Below are 14,824 nucleotides of genomic sequence, written 5' to 3' on the forward strand. Positions count from 1 at the left end.
CTATACCTATGCAAGTCACAACGCATGGAAAACAAGAGTGACCTTCGAGCTCAAAGAGGAAAGCCAACTAAGCGTCAGCGATGGAAAGCGGGCGCCATAGTCGAGATTCCTTTGGGTAATGAATGCTGGGCCTATGGACAGTTGGGCGAAGAGTATTTTGTTGCTGTATTCGAAGGATGCTTTTCCACACAACCTTCAGTAGAAAAGCTGCTTCAACGACCAATCCTGTTCAAGAGCTGTGTCTACCGGGACGTCGTCAGTCGCGGCTATTGGCTCAAAGTTGGCCAGGCCGAACCTCGCCAGGACGTCCTGCAAGAAGACTATCGCTTCAAGCAAGACAGGATAACTGGCGCATTATACCTTCATCATTCGGATTTTTCGCATCAGGGGTATGAAAATCCCGCACTTCTTAGTGAGTGTTGTGGATTGGAACCTGCGGCCATCTGGGAAGCAAGCCACGTTGAAGACAGGATAATTGCAAATCGCGATGGGAAGTTATGCAAATGGGTGGAGAGCCTTGCAATTGACGTTGCCAAAGTTCCCGCTTCTCAGAATGATCTACACTGATTTTCGGTTCGGCATCTCCTCAATAGGCCCAACACTATGAGTTCAGATTTACGAGAACTTCAAAAAGCAGTCTGCAACGAGTTTAATGTAGAACCTTACGAGGCATTCCTCGGCGATAAAGTCGGGATATCACAATCGGCGCTGGACGGAGTGCTCCCACTCAACGGACTTAGACATCCCTACACCTCTGGTACAACTGGTTGGTACTTGTGGGGAGGGGAAGAACTTTCTGATGCAGCCGACTTTTTTAAGCCTCTTCATGTGGGTCACTTACAAGAGCGTTGCAAGCTGAGCTTGAAGTACCTTCTGTTGCCAGCTGGCTGGCGGTTTTTGACCGATGGTTCGTACGAAGATATTTGGTTTGATGCGAGCCTGCTCAATATCTGAACCGTTGCCCAACCCCCGTACGCCCTATTCCCGAGGCTTAAACTTCTTTCCGTCATAACTCCTTTCAACAAGCCGGGCAGAGCGGCGGCAGAAAGGAGCACAGATGGTATTCGATTTCTTGCGTCGTGGATCGGCTGGGGAAACGCCCGAAGCAAAGGCGAGCGCGGCGGGGCCGGTGGTCGCGTGGCAGACGGGTGGTCGCGTGGCGTGGAGCCCTCGGGACACGGTGTCACTGACGCGGACGGGGTTTTCGGGGAACCCGGTGGGGTTTCGCTCGGTCAAGCTGATTGCTGAGGCGGCGGCTGCGTTGCCCTTGGTCTTGCAAGATCAGGCGCAGCGCTATGAGGTGCATCCGATCCTGAGCCTGATGCGGCGTCCGAATGCGGCGCAGGGGCGGGCGGAGTTAATGGAGGCCTTGTTCGGGCAGTTGCTGTTGTCGGGCAACGCTTATGTCGAGGCGGCACAGGCCGAGGAGGGCTTGCCGGTTGAGCTGCATGTGTTGCGATCCGACCGGATGAGCGTAGTGCCGGGTGCGGATGGGTGGCCCAAGGCGTATGACTATGCGGTCGGTGGCAAAAAGCATCGGTTTGCGACGGAAAACATCTGTCATATCAAGTCGTTCCACCCGCAGGATGATCATTACGGGTTCTCGCCGATGCAGGCGGCGGCGATGGCGATTGATGTGCATAACAGCGCGTCTCGGTGGTCGAAATCGCTGCTGGACAACGCGGCACGGCCCTCTGGGGCGCTAGTGTGGAAGGGCGGCGATGGCCATGGGGTGATGGCCGAGGATCAGTTTCGTCGTCTTTCAGATGAGATTGAGCAGAACTATCGCGGGGCGCGCAATGCGGGTCGTCCGATGGTTCTGGAAGGGGGGTTGGATTGGAAGCCGATGGGTTTCTCGCCCTCTGACATGGAGTTTCAAAAGACCAAGGAAGCCGCCGCCCGCGAGATCGCACTGGCCTTTGGGGTCCCGCCGATGCTGCTGGGGATCCAAGGCGACGCGACCTATTCGAACTATCAGGAGGCCAATCGGGCGTTCTATCGCCTGACCGTGCTGCCCCTGGTGACGCGGGTGGCGGCGGCAGTGTCGGAATGGTTGGCAGGCTTTACCGGCGAGGAATTGATACTGAAACCGGATATGGATCAGGTGCCTGCCTTGGCTGCTGAGCGGGATGCACAATGGGCGCGGGTCAATCGGGCTGAGTTTCTGACGGACGCGGAAAAGCGGTCTCTGCTGGGGCTTCCGGAGCGTTCCGATGTCTGAGGGGTATCCTCCGTTCGACTGCGCGCCGGGCCTGCGTCTGGCCGCGCATGAGCGGGTGGCTGAAATTCAGCACGCACATCTTTGTCGGCGGCTGGATCAGATCGAAGAGATGATGGAGCGACTGGAGCGACGGTTATGGCTGACGGTCTATGGCGTGGCGGCGGTGATATTGGCGCAGGCGTTTCAATCATTCCTTGTAGTAACACCATAAGTTCAGTGGGTTACATGGAGAAGTTTATGGATTTGGAACACAAATTCGCCCGGTTCGGCGATGGATTGTCGGTGACCGAAGATGCGGTGATCGAGGGCTATGCCAGCCTGTTTGGTCACGTCGATCAGGGTAGCGACGTGGTGCAGAAAGGTGCTTATAGCGCCTCGCTGGCTGGGCTGTTGAAGACAGGTCAGCGCGTCAAGATGTTGTGGCAGCACGATCCGGCGCAGCCTATTGGCGTTTGGGACGAGGTGCGTGAGGACGACAAAGGCCTGTGGGTCAAGGGTCGTCTGCTGGAAAGCACTCAGAAGGGCTGTGAGGCGGCCGAGCTGATCCGGGCGGGTGCCATTGACGGGCTGTCGATCGGTTACCGTACCAAGCGGGCTGTGAAGAATGACAAGGGCCAGCGGCTCTTGACCGAACTGGAGCTGTGGGAGGTGTCGTTGGTGACTTTCCCGATGCTGCCCAGTGCGCGGGTGGCGGCGAAGGGTATCGACCCTGATGCCGAAGAGACCCTGCGCAGTATTGCCGAGGTGTTTGACCACGCCCGGCAGGAGCTGGCGCGAACCTAGCGCGCCTCAAACCCACCCCCAAGAAGGAAGAGCTGATGAGCAAGACCGAAACCCCGGCCTTGACCGGAGAGGGTGTGCCCCTGGTTCAGGAGGTGAAGCAGGCGATGACTGGCTTCGTGAATGAATTCAAGAGCCTGAAGGCCGAAGTTAAAACAAAACTGCAACAAACAGAAGAGCGACTGACTATGCTGGATCGTAAATCAACCATCGCGGCGCGTCCGCATCTTGCAGCCTCGATCCTAGAGGGCGCGCCGCATCAAAAGGCCTTTGACGCCTATGTGCGTTCTGGTGACGATGATGCACTGCGCGGGCTTGAGATGGAGGCCAAGTCCCTGTCGAGCGCAGTGAATAGCGACGGCGGTTACCTGGTCGATCCGCAGACCGCGGAGATCATCAAGTCGGTGCTGAAGTCCACCGCTTCGATCCGTTCGATTGCGTCGGTGGTGAATGTCGAAGCGAACTCGTTCGATGTGCTGATCGACCATACCGATGTGGGCGCGGGCTGGGCTGACGAAGCTTCGGCAGCAACCGAGACGGCGACCCCTTCGATCGATCGCATCTCGATTGCACTGCATGAGTTAAGTGCATTGCCCAAGGCCTCGCAACGTCTGCTGGATGACAGTGCGTTTGATGTCGAGGGCTGGCTCGCCGGTCGCATCGCTGACAAGTTCGCCCGCGCCGAGGCGGCGGCGTTCATCTCGGGTGATGGCGCGGACAAGCCAAAGGGTATTCTGGATCACGCCAAGGTGGACAATGACGTCTGGGCTTGGGGCAATCTGGGCTATGTGCCGACCGGTATCGACGGCGGTGTCGATGCGGATGCAATTGTCGATGTGGTCTATGCACTTGGCGCGCAGTACCGCGTCAACGGTACCTTCGTGATGAACTCGAAAGTCGCCGGTTTGATCCGCAAGCTGAAGGACAGCGACGGCCGCTTCCTGTGGTCGGACGGTCTGGCCGCCGGTGAGCCTGCGCGTCTGATGGGCTATCCGGTGCTTATCGCCGAAGACATGCCTGATGCGGCGACCGACAGTTTCTCGATTGCTTTTGGCGACTTCCAGGCGGGCTACACCATTGCCGAACGTCCCGATCTGCGCGTGTTGCGTGATCCGTTCAGCGCCAAGCCGCATGTCCTGTTCTATGCGACCAAACGTGTCGGCGGCGATGTAAGCGATTTTGCTGCGATCAAGCTGGTGAAATTCGGCACCGCCTAAGCGGTGACGGATCCGGGGCGCGGGGTAACCCGTGCTTCGGGCGGCGGGCGCGGGCCGGGGTGAGATCCCCCGCGTTGTCTAGCTGCTCCCCTCCGTCCGAGCAACGTGGGGCGGCGCGTGCCCGTCAAATTCCAAGGATGCGGCCCGGAGGGGTCCGAGATTGCGGAGTGAATGGATGATGTTGATCGAAGAAACCGCCATCGCGGATGTGGTGCTGCCGGTGGATCAGTTCAAAGCGCATCTGCGGCTGGGCACTGGTTTTGCCGAGGGCGATGTGCAGGACGAGGTACTAAAGGGATTTTTGCGCGCGGCGATTGCGGCGGTTGAAGCCCGCACCGGCAAAGTATTGATCGAACGAGGTTTTTCGTGGGGCCTGAACGGCTGGCGCGATCAGTCAGGCGAAGTTCTGCCAGTGGCCCCTGTGAATTCTGTCGATGCGGTGACGCTGACGAATGCGGTGGGTGCCGAAACGGCAGTGGACGCGACCGCGTATCGGTTAGAGCGCGACGGCCAGCGCCCTCGGCTGCTTCCAGTTGGGTCGCGTTTGCCTGCGATAATCACGGGTGGGTCCGTAAAGATCGCCTTTACTGCCGGTATGGCGGCGGATTGGGGTGGTCTACCGGCCGATCTGGGCCAGGCGGTGCTGCTGCTGGCTGCGCACTACTACGAATACCGGGATGAAACCGCGCTGGGGGCTGGCTGCATGCCCTTTGGTGTGACCAGTCTGATCCAGCGTTATCGGATGGTGCGCTTTGGCGCTGGGGTGATGCAATGAGCGGCCCGCGTCTGAACCGCAAGCTCGTACTTGAGGCTCCGATGCGCAGCGCCGACGGCTCGGGCGGGTATACCGAGACATGGGCCGCTCTGGGTACGCTTTGGGCCGAAGTCACCGCGCGTACTGGGACCGAGCGGCAGATTGCGGGTGTTTCAGTGTCGCGCGTTGGGTATCGTATCGTGGTGCGCGGCGCGCCGGAGGGGGCCGCGGCTCGGCCAGCGCCAGACCAGCGGTTTCGCGAAGGTGATCGCCTCTTTGTCATTCGGGCCGTCGCAGAACGAGATCCGCGCGGTCGGTACTTGACATGTTTTGCAGATGAAGAGGTGGCGGCATGAGTTATTGTGTCTCGGCTGCCTTGCAAGCGGCAGTGTTTCAAAAACTTTCGGACGATGCGGAGGTAAGCGTCCAGTCCGGCGGAGCGATCTATGACGCCGTGCCCACGGGAACGGTTCCGCAGACCTACGTGACACTGGGTCCGGAGGACGTGCGAGAAGCCTCAGACCGGTCCGGCGCAGGGGCAGTGCATCGGTTCACAGTATCGGTGGTGTCCGAGACGGCAGGGTTTGGTGCAGCCAAAACGTTGGCCGGAGCCGTTTGTGATGCGTTGGAAAATACCGAGCTGACGTTGAATCGGGGCCGCCTTGTGGGGCTGTGGTTCGAACGTGCTTCTGCTCGACGAACCGGAACCGGCGGCACGATCCGCCAGGTCGACCTGAGATTCCGCGCTCGCGTGGAAGACGACTAAGCAATCATTGGAGAGAGCATATGGGTGCCCAGAACGGTAAGGACCTGCTGGTCAAAGTGGATATGGATGGCTCGGGGCTGTTCGACACCATCGCGGGGCTGCGTGCCACGCGGATCAGTTTCAACGCTGAAAGTGTCGATGTGACAACGCTGGAAAGCCAGGGCGGTTGGCGTGAACTGCTAACCGGGGCGGGTGTGAAATCGGCCTCTATCTCGGGCTCGGGTGTATTCAAGGACGCTGGTACGGATGAGCGCGCGCGGCAGTTGTTCTTTGACGGTGAGACCCCGGGGTTTCAGGTGATCATACCCGATTTCGGTATCGTTGAAGGGCCGTTCCAAGTGACCGGCATAGAATACGCGGGCTCGCACAACGGCGAGGCCACCTATGAGATGAGCCTGGCCAGCGCCGGTGCCCTGACCTTTACTACGCTGTAAGCCGATGGCCAATCCGTGGACGGGCGAGGTGGCGTTGACCATTGATGGGGAGCGGCGGGTGCTCAAGCTGACTTTGGGCGCTTTGGCGGAATTGGAACAGGAGCTGGGTGAAAGTTCACTGGTTGAATTGGTCCAGCGGTTCGAAGGCGGAGATTTCTCAAGCGGAGACGTGTTGGCACTTATCGTTGCAGGGCTGCGCGGCGGGGGAACGGACGTGACCCGAGCCGATCTTCTGAGCGCGCAGATCGAAGGTGGACCGATCGCGGGCGCACGAGCGGCGGCGGAGTTGCTGGCGCGGGCCTTCATGGTGTCGGGTGGCGCATGAACGGGTTGGACTGGCCCGCTCTAATGCGGGCCGGGCTGGTCGGGCTGAAGCTGACGCCCGATCAGTTTTGGCGGCTGACACCTGCTGAGTTGCAACTGATGCTTGGGCAGGGCGCGGGGATGCCGGTGATGACCCGGGCGGGGCTGGATACCTTGCTGGCGACCTATCCGGACAAGAGAAAAGGAGAGCGTGATGACGGATCGTGACGGATTGGAAGATCTTCAGGAACGCGGCGAGGCGCTGGGCGACTCGCTGGGCGACGCGGCGAGTATGGCGGCGGCTTTTGATGGCCAAATGAAACGGATCAGCGCTGCGTTTGAAGAGACTGGCAAGGATGTTGCCACGCTGGAGCGCGGCATGTCCGGCGGGTTGCGCAAGGCATTCGATGGCGTGGTGTTGGATGGAATGAACCTGTCGGATGCGCTGGATGTGCTGAAGAACTCGATGATCCGTACCGCTTACTCGGCAGCAATCAAACCGGTGACAGATCATTTCGGCGGGATGTTGGCTGGGGGGATCGGGAGCTTGGTACAGGGACTATTGCCCTTTGCCGACGGCGGCAGTTTTTCACAAGGCCGTGTGATGCCTTTTGCAAATGGTGGGGTAATCAGTGGGCCGACAACCTTTCCCATGCGCGGTGCTACCGGGTTGATGGGTGAAGCCGGGCCCGAGGCGATCATGCCTCTGGCGCGCGGCCCGGACGGCAAGCTGGGTGTGCGCAGTTCGGGCAGAGGCCAGGCGGTGAATGTGGTGATGAACATTTCCACACCTGACGTGCAGGGGTTTCGCCGAAGCCAGGGCCAGATTGCGGCCCAGATGAGCCGCGCCTTGGGGCGCGGCAATCGCAACAGGTAAATCAGGGAGCAGGTCATGAGTTTTCACGAAGTGAGATTTCCCGCCAGTCTGAGTTTCGGCTCGGTCGGGGGGCCGGAACGGCGGACGGAGGTCGTGACGCTGGCAAACGGTTACGAAGAGCGTAACACGCCTTGGGCGCATTCGCGACGCCGCTATGATGCCGGGCTGGGTATGCGGTCGCTGGATGATATCGAAACATTGATCTCATTTTTTGAGGCGCGCCAAGGCCAGATGTTCGGGTTCCGCTGGAAGGACTGGTCGGATTTTAAGTCCGGACTCGCCTCAGGGGATGTCGATATGAGTGATCAGGTCATTGCTCGTGGCGACGGCGCACGAACCGAGTTCCAACTGATCAAGACCTACAGCTCGGGCGGGTTCCGCTATGTGCGGCCGATCGTCAAGCCGGTTTTAGGCACAATCAAGCTGGGGCTGGATCAGGATGAGGTGCGTGAAGGCGTGGACTTCGAAGTCAATTTGAACGCGGGATTGATCACCTTTGTGACGCCGCCTGCGGAACAGGTCGAGATCACCGCCGGGTTCGAATTCGATGTCCCGGTGCGGTTTGATACCGACAGTATCCAAACCAGCGTTGCCAGTTTTCAGGCCGGTGACGTGCCCAACGTGCCTGTTGTCGAGGTACGGATATGACGAGCGGAAACAAACTGGGCTTGCAGGCTCATTTGCAAACCGGGCTGACCACAACCTGCCGGTGTTGGGCTATCAAACGTACAGACGGGCTGGTGTTCGGGTTCACCGATCATGACCTGGAATTGTCTTTCGATGGGATCACATTCAAGGCCAGTACCGGCATGACAGCCTCGGCGATAGAGCAGGCGACGGGGCTTTCGATCGACAACACCGAGGCTATGGGCGCACTGTCGGACGCCGCCGTGCGAGAAGAGGACATTGAAGCGGGCCGCTTTGACGGCGCCGAGGTACGTGCGTGGCTGGTGAACTGGGCTGATCTGGGCCAGCGCATGTTGCAGTTTCGGGGCTCGCTCGGTGAGCTGCGGCGTGGTGGAGGTGCATTTCACGCCGAGTTGCGCGGGCTGACTGACTTACTGAACCGACCCTTGGGGCGGATTTACCAAAAGCCTTGTACCGCCGTTCTTGGAGACAAAGCGTGCCGGGTCAATACTGATGCTTCTGGATATTGGGTTAAGGCGGATATCGCCGCTGTTTCGGAATCCGGCGGATTGCAATTGATCGGCGCGACGGCTTTTGCTGATGGATGGTTCGATGGGGGCCGGTTGGATGTTTTATCAGGCTCGGCATCTGGCTTGTGGGGGACTATCAAGCGCGACCGTCAGAGCGCGACCGGTCGCGAATTGACCCTCTGGGCCGGGATTGCAGGCGGTTTGGCCTCCGGAGACCGAGTGCGCCTGACTGCGGGGTGTGACAAGCGCATAAACACCTGCCGCTTCAAGTTTGATAACATCCTCAACTTTCAAGGATTCCCCGACCTTCCGGGTGAGGACTGGGTGATGGCAGTACCCAAAAAGGACAACCCGAACAAGGGAGGCAGCAGACGGTGAGCATACTCAGGCAGGATATCGTGGACGAGGCTCGCAACTGGTTGGGGACTCCTTATATTCATCAGGCTTCGGTTCGAGGAGCCGGCGCGGATTGCCTGGGGCTTCTGCGCGGCGTGTGGCGCGAAGTCATCGGTCATGAGCCCGAGGCCGTTCCGGTTTATAGCATGGATTGGGCCGAACCTCAGGGCGAAGAGCGGATGTGGGCCGCAGCGCGCCGACATTTGACCGAAAAACCTATGGCCGATGCGAAATCCGGGGATGTCCTATTGTTCAGGATGCGGGATCACAGTGTTGCAAAGCACTTGGGTATCCTGAGTGATATCAACCCATTGTCACGTTTTATTCACGCTTACTCCGGGCATGGAGTTGTCGAAAATACCCTGAGCGATCCCTGGCGTCGCCGTATCGTCGCCTGTTTCGAATTCCCGTTGGAGGGTTTCTGATGGCTACCATTTTATTATCAGCCGCTGGCGCCGCGATTGGCGGATCAATCGGTGGAACCGTCGCGGGTTTGTCGACTGCAGTCATCGGACGCGCGGTAGGTGCCACCTTGGGCCGTGTTATCGATCAGAGGTTGATGAGCCAGTCCGTCATGGGCGGTGGCAGTGAAGTCGTCGAAACCGGTCGCCTTGACCGGTTCAGGCTGACCGAAACGGGTGAGGGCGCCCCTGTCGCCACCGTATTCGGGCGGATGCGCGTCGGTGGGCAGGTGATCTGGGCCTCAGACTTTCTGGAAACACGAAGCACTTCGACCTCAACCCAGTCAACCGGGGGTGGGAAAGGGTCGCCTAAACCGGCCGAAGTGAAAACAACCACGCATAGCTACAGCTATTCGGTTTCGCTGGCCATCGCATTGGGAGCTGGTGAAATCGCGGATGTGTCCCGGATCTGGGCTGATGGCGAAGAATTGGCGCGCACAGACCTGAACATGCGGGTTTATCGGGGCAGAGACAACCAGTTGCCGGACCCGTTGATAGAAACCATCGAAGGTGCCGGTACGGTTCCGGCCTATCGTGGGACCGCCTATGTGGTGATCGAGGATCTGGCGCTGGGCGCCTATGGGAACCGGGTGCCGCAGTTTTCCTTTGAGGTGGTGCGTCAAGAACAAAAGGGTCTACCGGATTACGACAGCGCCTTGTCTCGTATCATCAAGGGCGTTGCTCTTATGCCTGGGACCGGAGAGTACGCTTTGGCAAGCACTCAGGTGAACTATACCAAAGGTGCTGGTCGCAGTTGGGCGGCAAATGTCCATTCTCCATCGGGTCAGCCGGATTTGGTCGCTTCGACCCGAGCATTGAATCACGAATTACCAAAATGTGAGGCTACGTCTCTGATCGTGTCATGGTTTGGCAATGATCTGCGATGCGGGCAGTGTCAAATCAAGCCCAAGGTCGAGCGTAAGAGCGAAGATGGAGAGAACATGCCCTGGACCGTATCCGGGGTTTCGCGGGCGGCGGCGCAGGTTGTCAAACGGGAAAATGACCGTCCGATTTATGGGGGAACGCCAGCAGACGCCTCGGTCGTTCAGGCGATCAGGCATCTGAAAGCCAACGGCAAGCGCGTCATGTTCTACCCCTTCATCCTTATGGATCAGATGAAAGGCAATGGTCTTCCCGATCCCTGGTCGAATGCCGACGACCAGCCGCACCTGCCTTGGCGGGGGCGCATCACGCTGAATGCTGCACCTGGTCAATCAGGGTCTGTGGATCAAACTGCTGCGGCCGAAGCTCAAGTAGCTGCTTTTTTTGGGGGTTCTCAGGCTACGGATTTTGCTGTGGCGAACGGGTCGGTCACCTATACCGGACCGCAGGAATGGGGGCTGCGCCGGTTCATCCTGCATTATGCGGCACTGTGTAAGGCGGCAGGTGGAGTAGATTCCTTCTGCATAGGGTCCGAGATGCGCGGGCTTACGCAAATCCGGGGGTCAAGCGGATTTTCAGCTGTGTCCCAGTTGAAATCACTGGCGGGTGAAGTGCGAAAACTCCTTGGGTCAAATACCAAAATTGGCTATGCGGCCGATTGGACTGAATATTTCGGTTATCAGCCCAACGATGGCAGTGGGGACCGCTATTTTCACCTGGATGCTCTATGGGCGGATGACAATATCGATTTTGTCGGCATCGACAATTACATGCCCTTGTCCGATTGGCGTGAAGGAGACGACCACCTGGACGCCGACGGCGGGTCGAGATCGCTGTATGATCTGGAATACTTGCGTGGCAACATCGAAGGCGGCGAAGGGTATGACTGGTATTATGCCTCGCCGGAAGAGGCCGATGCGCAGGTCCGAACTCCGATCGAGGATGGCGCCCATGGTGAGCCGTGGGTCTGGCGCTATAAGGACATCCGCAACTGGTGGGGCAGCAAGCATCACGAGAGGATCGGCGGTGTCAGACAGAAGACGCCAACTGCGTGGGATCCTGGCTCCAAACCGATCTGGTTCACTGAACTGGGGTGTGCGGCGATCGATAAGGGCACGAACCAGCCCAACAAGTTTTTGGATCCGAAGTCTTCGGAATCTGCCTTACCTAAACACTCCAACGGGATGCGTGACGACTTTATTCAGGTGCAGTACCTGAAGGCAGTGCTGGGCTATTGGGGCGATCCGCAAGTCAATCCGACTTCAGACGTCTACAACGGTCCGATGGTAGATTTGTCGAACGCCTTCGTTTGGGCATGGGATGCGCGCCCGTTTCCGACGTTTCCCAACCTGCGTTCCCAATGGAGCGATGGGGTCAACTATGCACGTGGACATTGGCTGAACGGTCGATCCGGTTCACGCACGCTGGCCTCGGTCGTGACTGAGATCTGCCACGGTGCAGGTGTAACAGAGATTGACGTCTCGGCCTTGTATGGCGTTGTGCGCGGTTACACGATGCAGGATGTCATGGATGCGCGGCAGGCTTTGCAACCGCTGATGCTGCGCTATGGGTTTGACGCGATCGAGCGGGACGGTGTGTTGTTGTTCCGAATGCGTGACGGGAGTGGGGCGCTGGATCTGGACCCAGAACAGATCGCTGTCAGTTCGGACATTGAAGGCAATGTAGAGCATCGGCGTGAGGCAGAGGCCGAGATGACGGGACGGGTTCGCCTTCGGTTTGTGCAATCGGATGCAGATCACGATGTAGTCGCTGAAGAGGCTGTATTGCCTGACGACAGGACGCATGCCGTTGCCGTCAATGAAATGCCCTTGTCAATGACACGTGCCGAAGGCCGGCAGACCGTCGAACGTTGGCTGAGTGAGGCTCGGATCTCGCGCGAGACGGCTCGATTTGCGCTACCTCCGTCGTTGATGCATGTGGGCGCCGGTGACGTCGTTCGCATCGCCGATACAGGCAAGGGGGCAGGCGGTCTTTACCGCATTGATCGGCTGGAACAGGCTGAGATGCAGTTGGCAGACGCGGTTCGGGTGGAGCCTGCAGTTTATTCCCCGTCAGATCCCAAGGACGAAGTTCCAGCGGCAAAACCCTACATAGCGCCGGTTCCTGTGTTGCCGGTGTTTCTGGATCTGCCGTTGATTACCGGCTCAGAAGCTCCGCATGCGCCTTATCTGGCGGTTTCAGCCGACCCATGGCCCGGCAACGTTGCCGTTTTTTCGGCGGCACAGGACGAAAACTATGCGCTAAGCGAAGTAATCGCGGGTCAGGCCGTGATCGGGTTCACCGAAACTCCACTTTGGCGCGCCAGTCCGGGGATCTGGGATGAAGGGGCATCGTTGCGTGTGAACCTGTTGGATGGGGTTCTTGAATCGCACCCACGCTCGGCCCTTTTGAATGGCGCCAACCTTGCCGCGATTGGGGACGGTTCAACCGGCAACTGGGAGGTTTTTCAGTTCGGAGATGCTGTGCTTCAACAACCAGGAGTCTATTCGCTTGGGAACCGGTTATGAGGGCAACTTGGGACCGACGCCATCATGCCGGATGTTTGGCCCGAAGGTTCGTTCTTTGTGCTGCTGGACAGCCGGGTTTATCAGACCGGTCTGCTGCGAACCGAACGGCGCGTAACCAAGCATTACCGTATTGGTCCTGCCACGCGTGGTTACGACGATCTATCCTTCGTACATCAGATTGAGGCCTTTGATGGCAATGGGTTGCGCCCATACGCGCCTGTGCACCTGCGCGTACTGCAGTCTTCGACCGGAGACGATATTGCGTGGACGCGGCGCACGCGGATCGATGGCGATGACTGGAGCGGTCTTGACGTTCCATTGGGCGAGGAAAGCGAATCCTATCTTGTCCGTGTTCTCGCAGCGGAGGGGATGTTGCGAGAACACGTAACCGGTTCTGCGAACTGGCACTATTCGCTAGCAATGAAGGCCGCGGATGGTCTCGGCGGGCCATATGAAATCGCAGTCGCGCAAGTCTCGGCTGCTTATGGACCGGGGCCGTTTGCGAAATTGTCGGTCGGGTGAGTCCCCAAATGCGTCCTGTCTTACATGGAGACGTCAGTGCGGCGGCGCGGGTCTTGATGGCCGCGCCGCAAATGGACCGGGATCGGCTATGCGCTCAAATGATCGCCGAAGCGGAGTTGGCCGATCATTATGTCGCCAATACCGGCCGATTGCATCCAGCCTATGGAAACGGTTCTTTGATGGCCGCGGCCCGCGAACGGGATCTGGCGGACGAGCCTGGTTTCGACGATGTCCAATACTGTCAGTGTTTTGAAACGGTTTTGCGTCACCTTATCCGTTTTCATTCTAGCCAGACGCACAGCTAACACATTTACCGGCCGCCAGGTCCAGCTCCAGTCGACCGTGCGGGATAGGATCTCCGCAATCCTCGCAATACCCGAATTCTCCTTCCTCTATTCGTGTTTGCGCGGCTTTCAGGCGAAGAGTTTCCATATCGCGCCGGGCTTGTTGGGCTTTTGCCATGGCTTGATTCTGTAGCGCGTCCATACGGCTGAGGCGACCCACAGCCTGCTGATCCAATTCAACAACTGATTGAGCCTCTTGCCCCGAGGCGGATTGCGCATCCAGTTCGACCAGCCGATCACTTATGCGGCGCGAAAAATACTGTAGATCAGTCTCGTTCATTTTTTGTTGCATCACACATCAAGGGTTTGCGTTTGGCCTTTTTAGGCCTAGATGGCTATTCTAGGCGCAGGAAAGGATCAAAAGCCATGTTCGAAAAGCGCAGCCACGTGACACCCGTCGACCCCGTTTGGGATCGCATCACCTCTGAGGCCCACGCGGCCGTAGAGAAAGAGCCCCTGATGGGCGGGCTGGTTCACGCCTGTATCCTGCATCATCGCAGCCTTGAGCGCGCTCTTTCTTACAGAGTGTCGGCAAAGCTGAGCTCTAATGAAATGTCGATGATGGTCCTGCGTGAGATTGTGGATGAGGCCTACGCTGATGATTCCAACCTGATTGAGGCCGCGCGTGCTGACCTGATGGCCGTTTATGAGCGCGATCCGGCCTGTCACCGGTTGCTACAGCCGGTACTGTATTTCAAGGGCTACCAGGCAATGCAGGCCTATCGCGTGGCGCATTGGCTGTGGCGCAAGGGCCGGCATGATCTGGCGTATTTCTTCCAGATGCGCTCGTCCGAGATTTTTGGGATCGACATTCACCCGGCTGCAAAAATCGGCAAAGGCATTATGATCGATCACGCCCACTCAATCGTGATCGGTGAAACCGCCGTGGTTGGTGACAATGTCTCAATGTTGCACTCGGTGACGCTGGGTGGGACGGGTAAAGAGGAAGAGCAACGCCATCCCACGATCGGAGATGGTGTTCTGATCGGAGCCGGGGCCAAAGTATTGGGTAATATCGAAGTCGGTAATTGCAGCCGTATTGCGGCAGGGTCGGTAGTTCTGCAGGAAGTGCCCGCCTGTAAGACAGTTGCCGGAATACCAGCCAAGATTGTGGGTGAAGCTGGCTGTGATCAGCCGTCGATTTCCATGGATCACATGCTAGGCAAAAACCAGTAACTGATC

Annotated in this window: 19 protein-coding genes and 1 pseudogene; 19 read left to right on the top strand and 1 reads right to left on the bottom strand. The window is 58.5% G+C overall.

Translation table 11 applies throughout. The features are described 5' to 3' along the window. Positions 1 to 24: 24 nt before the first annotated feature. The 18 genes and pseudogenes from AC2TDA_RS03660 to AC2TDA_RS03745 all read left to right on the top strand — a co-directional run bounded on the left by AC2TDA_RS03660 (position 25) and on the right by AC2TDA_RS03745 (position 13,603). The gene (locus AC2TDA_RS03660; protein ID WP_480878854.1) at positions 25 to 567 is read left to right on the top strand and encodes an Imm26 family immunity protein; all 543 of its coding nucleotides are present in this window, start codon (positions 25 to 27) and stop codon (positions 565 to 567) included. Positions 568 to 603: 36 nt separating this feature from the next. After that, positions 604 to 954 (top strand): immunity protein Imm33 domain-containing protein, encoded by a 351-nt coding sequence (locus AC2TDA_RS03665; protein WP_480878855.1) that lies wholly within the window; start codon positions 604 to 606, stop codon positions 952 to 954. A gap of 103 nt (positions 955 to 1,057) precedes the next feature. Then, a complete protein-coding gene (locus AC2TDA_RS03670; protein ID WP_480878856.1) occupies positions 1,058 to 2,221 on the top strand; it encodes a phage portal protein in 1,164 nt (387 codons plus the stop codon). Further along, positions 2,214 to 2,432, top strand: a complete 219-nt coding sequence (locus AC2TDA_RS03675) for a GTA head formation protein, RCAP_rcc01685 family (protein WP_480846761.1) — start codon at positions 2,214 to 2,216, stop codon at positions 2,430 to 2,432. Before AC2TDA_RS03670 ends, AC2TDA_RS03675 begins: the two co-directional genes overlap by 8 nt. A 26-nt stretch (positions 2,433 to 2,458) precedes the next feature. Beyond that, entirely contained in the window at positions 2,459 to 3,004 is a 546-nt protein-coding gene (locus AC2TDA_RS03680) for an HK97 family phage prohead protease (protein ID WP_480846762.1), read from the top strand. Between the two features lie 35 nt (positions 3,005 to 3,039). Continuing rightward, complete coding sequence (locus AC2TDA_RS03685) at positions 3,040 to 4,218, top strand: phage major capsid protein (RefSeq protein ID WP_480878858.1); 1,179 nt, start codon at positions 3,040 to 3,042, stop codon at positions 4,216 to 4,218. 175 nt (positions 4,219 to 4,393) lie between these two features. Further along, entirely contained in the window at positions 4,394 to 4,993 is a 600-nt protein-coding gene (locus AC2TDA_RS03690) for a head-tail connector protein (RefSeq protein ID WP_480878859.1), read from the top strand. After that, entirely contained in the window at positions 4,990 to 5,328 is a 339-nt protein-coding gene (locus tag AC2TDA_RS03695; RefSeq protein WP_480878860.1) for a phage head closure protein, read from the top strand. Before AC2TDA_RS03690 ends, AC2TDA_RS03695 begins: the two co-directional genes overlap by 4 nt. Next, positions 5,325 to 5,738 (top strand): DUF3168 domain-containing protein, encoded by a 414-nt coding sequence (locus tag AC2TDA_RS03700; RefSeq protein ID WP_480878861.1) that lies wholly within the window; start codon positions 5,325 to 5,327, stop codon positions 5,736 to 5,738. Before AC2TDA_RS03695 ends, AC2TDA_RS03700 begins: the two co-directional genes overlap by 4 nt. A 20-nt stretch (positions 5,739 to 5,758) precedes the next feature. Then, entirely contained in the window at positions 5,759 to 6,172 is a 414-nt protein-coding gene (locus AC2TDA_RS03705) for a phage major tail protein, TP901-1 family (RefSeq protein ID WP_480846768.1), read from the top strand. Between the two features lie 4 nt (positions 6,173 to 6,176). Then, positions 6,177 to 6,497, top strand: coding sequence for a gene transfer agent family protein (locus AC2TDA_RS03710; protein ID WP_480878862.1), 321 nt, complete (start codon positions 6,177 to 6,179; stop codon positions 6,495 to 6,497). Next, positions 6,494 to 6,703, top strand: a complete 210-nt coding sequence (locus tag AC2TDA_RS03715; RefSeq protein ID WP_480878863.1) for a rcc01693 family protein — start codon at positions 6,494 to 6,496, stop codon at positions 6,701 to 6,703. The genes AC2TDA_RS03710 and AC2TDA_RS03715 overlap by 4 nt, the downstream gene beginning before the upstream one ends. Beyond that, entirely contained in the window at positions 6,690 to 7,352 is a 663-nt protein-coding gene (locus AC2TDA_RS03720) for a phage tail tape measure protein (protein WP_480846772.1), read from the top strand. The genes AC2TDA_RS03715 and AC2TDA_RS03720 overlap by 14 nt, the downstream gene beginning before the upstream one ends. 15 nt (positions 7,353 to 7,367) lie before the next feature. Then, the gene (locus tag AC2TDA_RS03725) at positions 7,368 to 8,000 is read left to right on the top strand and encodes a phage distal tail protein, Rcc01695 family (RefSeq protein WP_480846773.1); all 633 of its coding nucleotides are present in this window, start codon (positions 7,368 to 7,370) and stop codon (positions 7,998 to 8,000) included. Then, entirely contained in the window at positions 7,997 to 8,887 is an 891-nt protein-coding gene (locus tag AC2TDA_RS03730) for a DUF2163 domain-containing protein (RefSeq protein ID WP_480878864.1), read from the top strand. The genes AC2TDA_RS03725 and AC2TDA_RS03730 overlap by 4 nt, the downstream gene beginning before the upstream one ends. After that, positions 8,884 to 9,330, top strand: coding sequence for an NlpC/P60 family protein (locus tag AC2TDA_RS03735; RefSeq protein ID WP_480878865.1), 447 nt, complete (start codon positions 8,884 to 8,886; stop codon positions 9,328 to 9,330). Before AC2TDA_RS03730 ends, AC2TDA_RS03735 begins: the two co-directional genes overlap by 4 nt. Then, positions 9,330 to 13,298: pseudogene (locus AC2TDA_RS03740) on the top strand (baseplate multidomain protein megatron). The gene AC2TDA_RS03735 and the pseudogene AC2TDA_RS03740 overlap by 1 nt, the downstream one beginning before the upstream one ends. An 8-nt stretch (positions 13,299 to 13,306) precedes the next feature. Further along, on the top strand, positions 13,307 to 13,603 hold the full coding sequence (locus AC2TDA_RS03745; RefSeq protein ID WP_480878866.1) for a DUF7742 family protein: 297 nt from the start codon (positions 13,307 to 13,309) through the stop codon (positions 13,601 to 13,603). Here AC2TDA_RS03745 and AC2TDA_RS03750 read toward each other — a convergent pair. Continuing rightward, on the bottom strand, positions 13,584 to 13,922 hold the full coding sequence (locus AC2TDA_RS03750; RefSeq protein ID WP_480846782.1) for a TraR/DksA family transcriptional regulator: 339 nt from the start codon (positions 13,920 to 13,922) through the stop codon (positions 13,584 to 13,586). The genes AC2TDA_RS03745 and AC2TDA_RS03750 overlap by 20 nt on opposite strands. Positions 13,923 to 14,008: 86 nt before the next feature. On the opposite strand from AC2TDA_RS03750, the gene cysE reads away from it, so the two are divergent. Next, a complete protein-coding gene (cysE, locus tag AC2TDA_RS03755) occupies positions 14,009 to 14,818 on the top strand; it encodes a serine O-acetyltransferase (RefSeq protein ID WP_480846783.1) in 810 nt (269 codons plus the stop codon). Positions 14,819 to 14,824 lie beyond the last annotated feature (6 nt).

The sequence above is a fragment of the Ruegeria sp. HKCCD6426 genome, assembly GCF_057221115.1.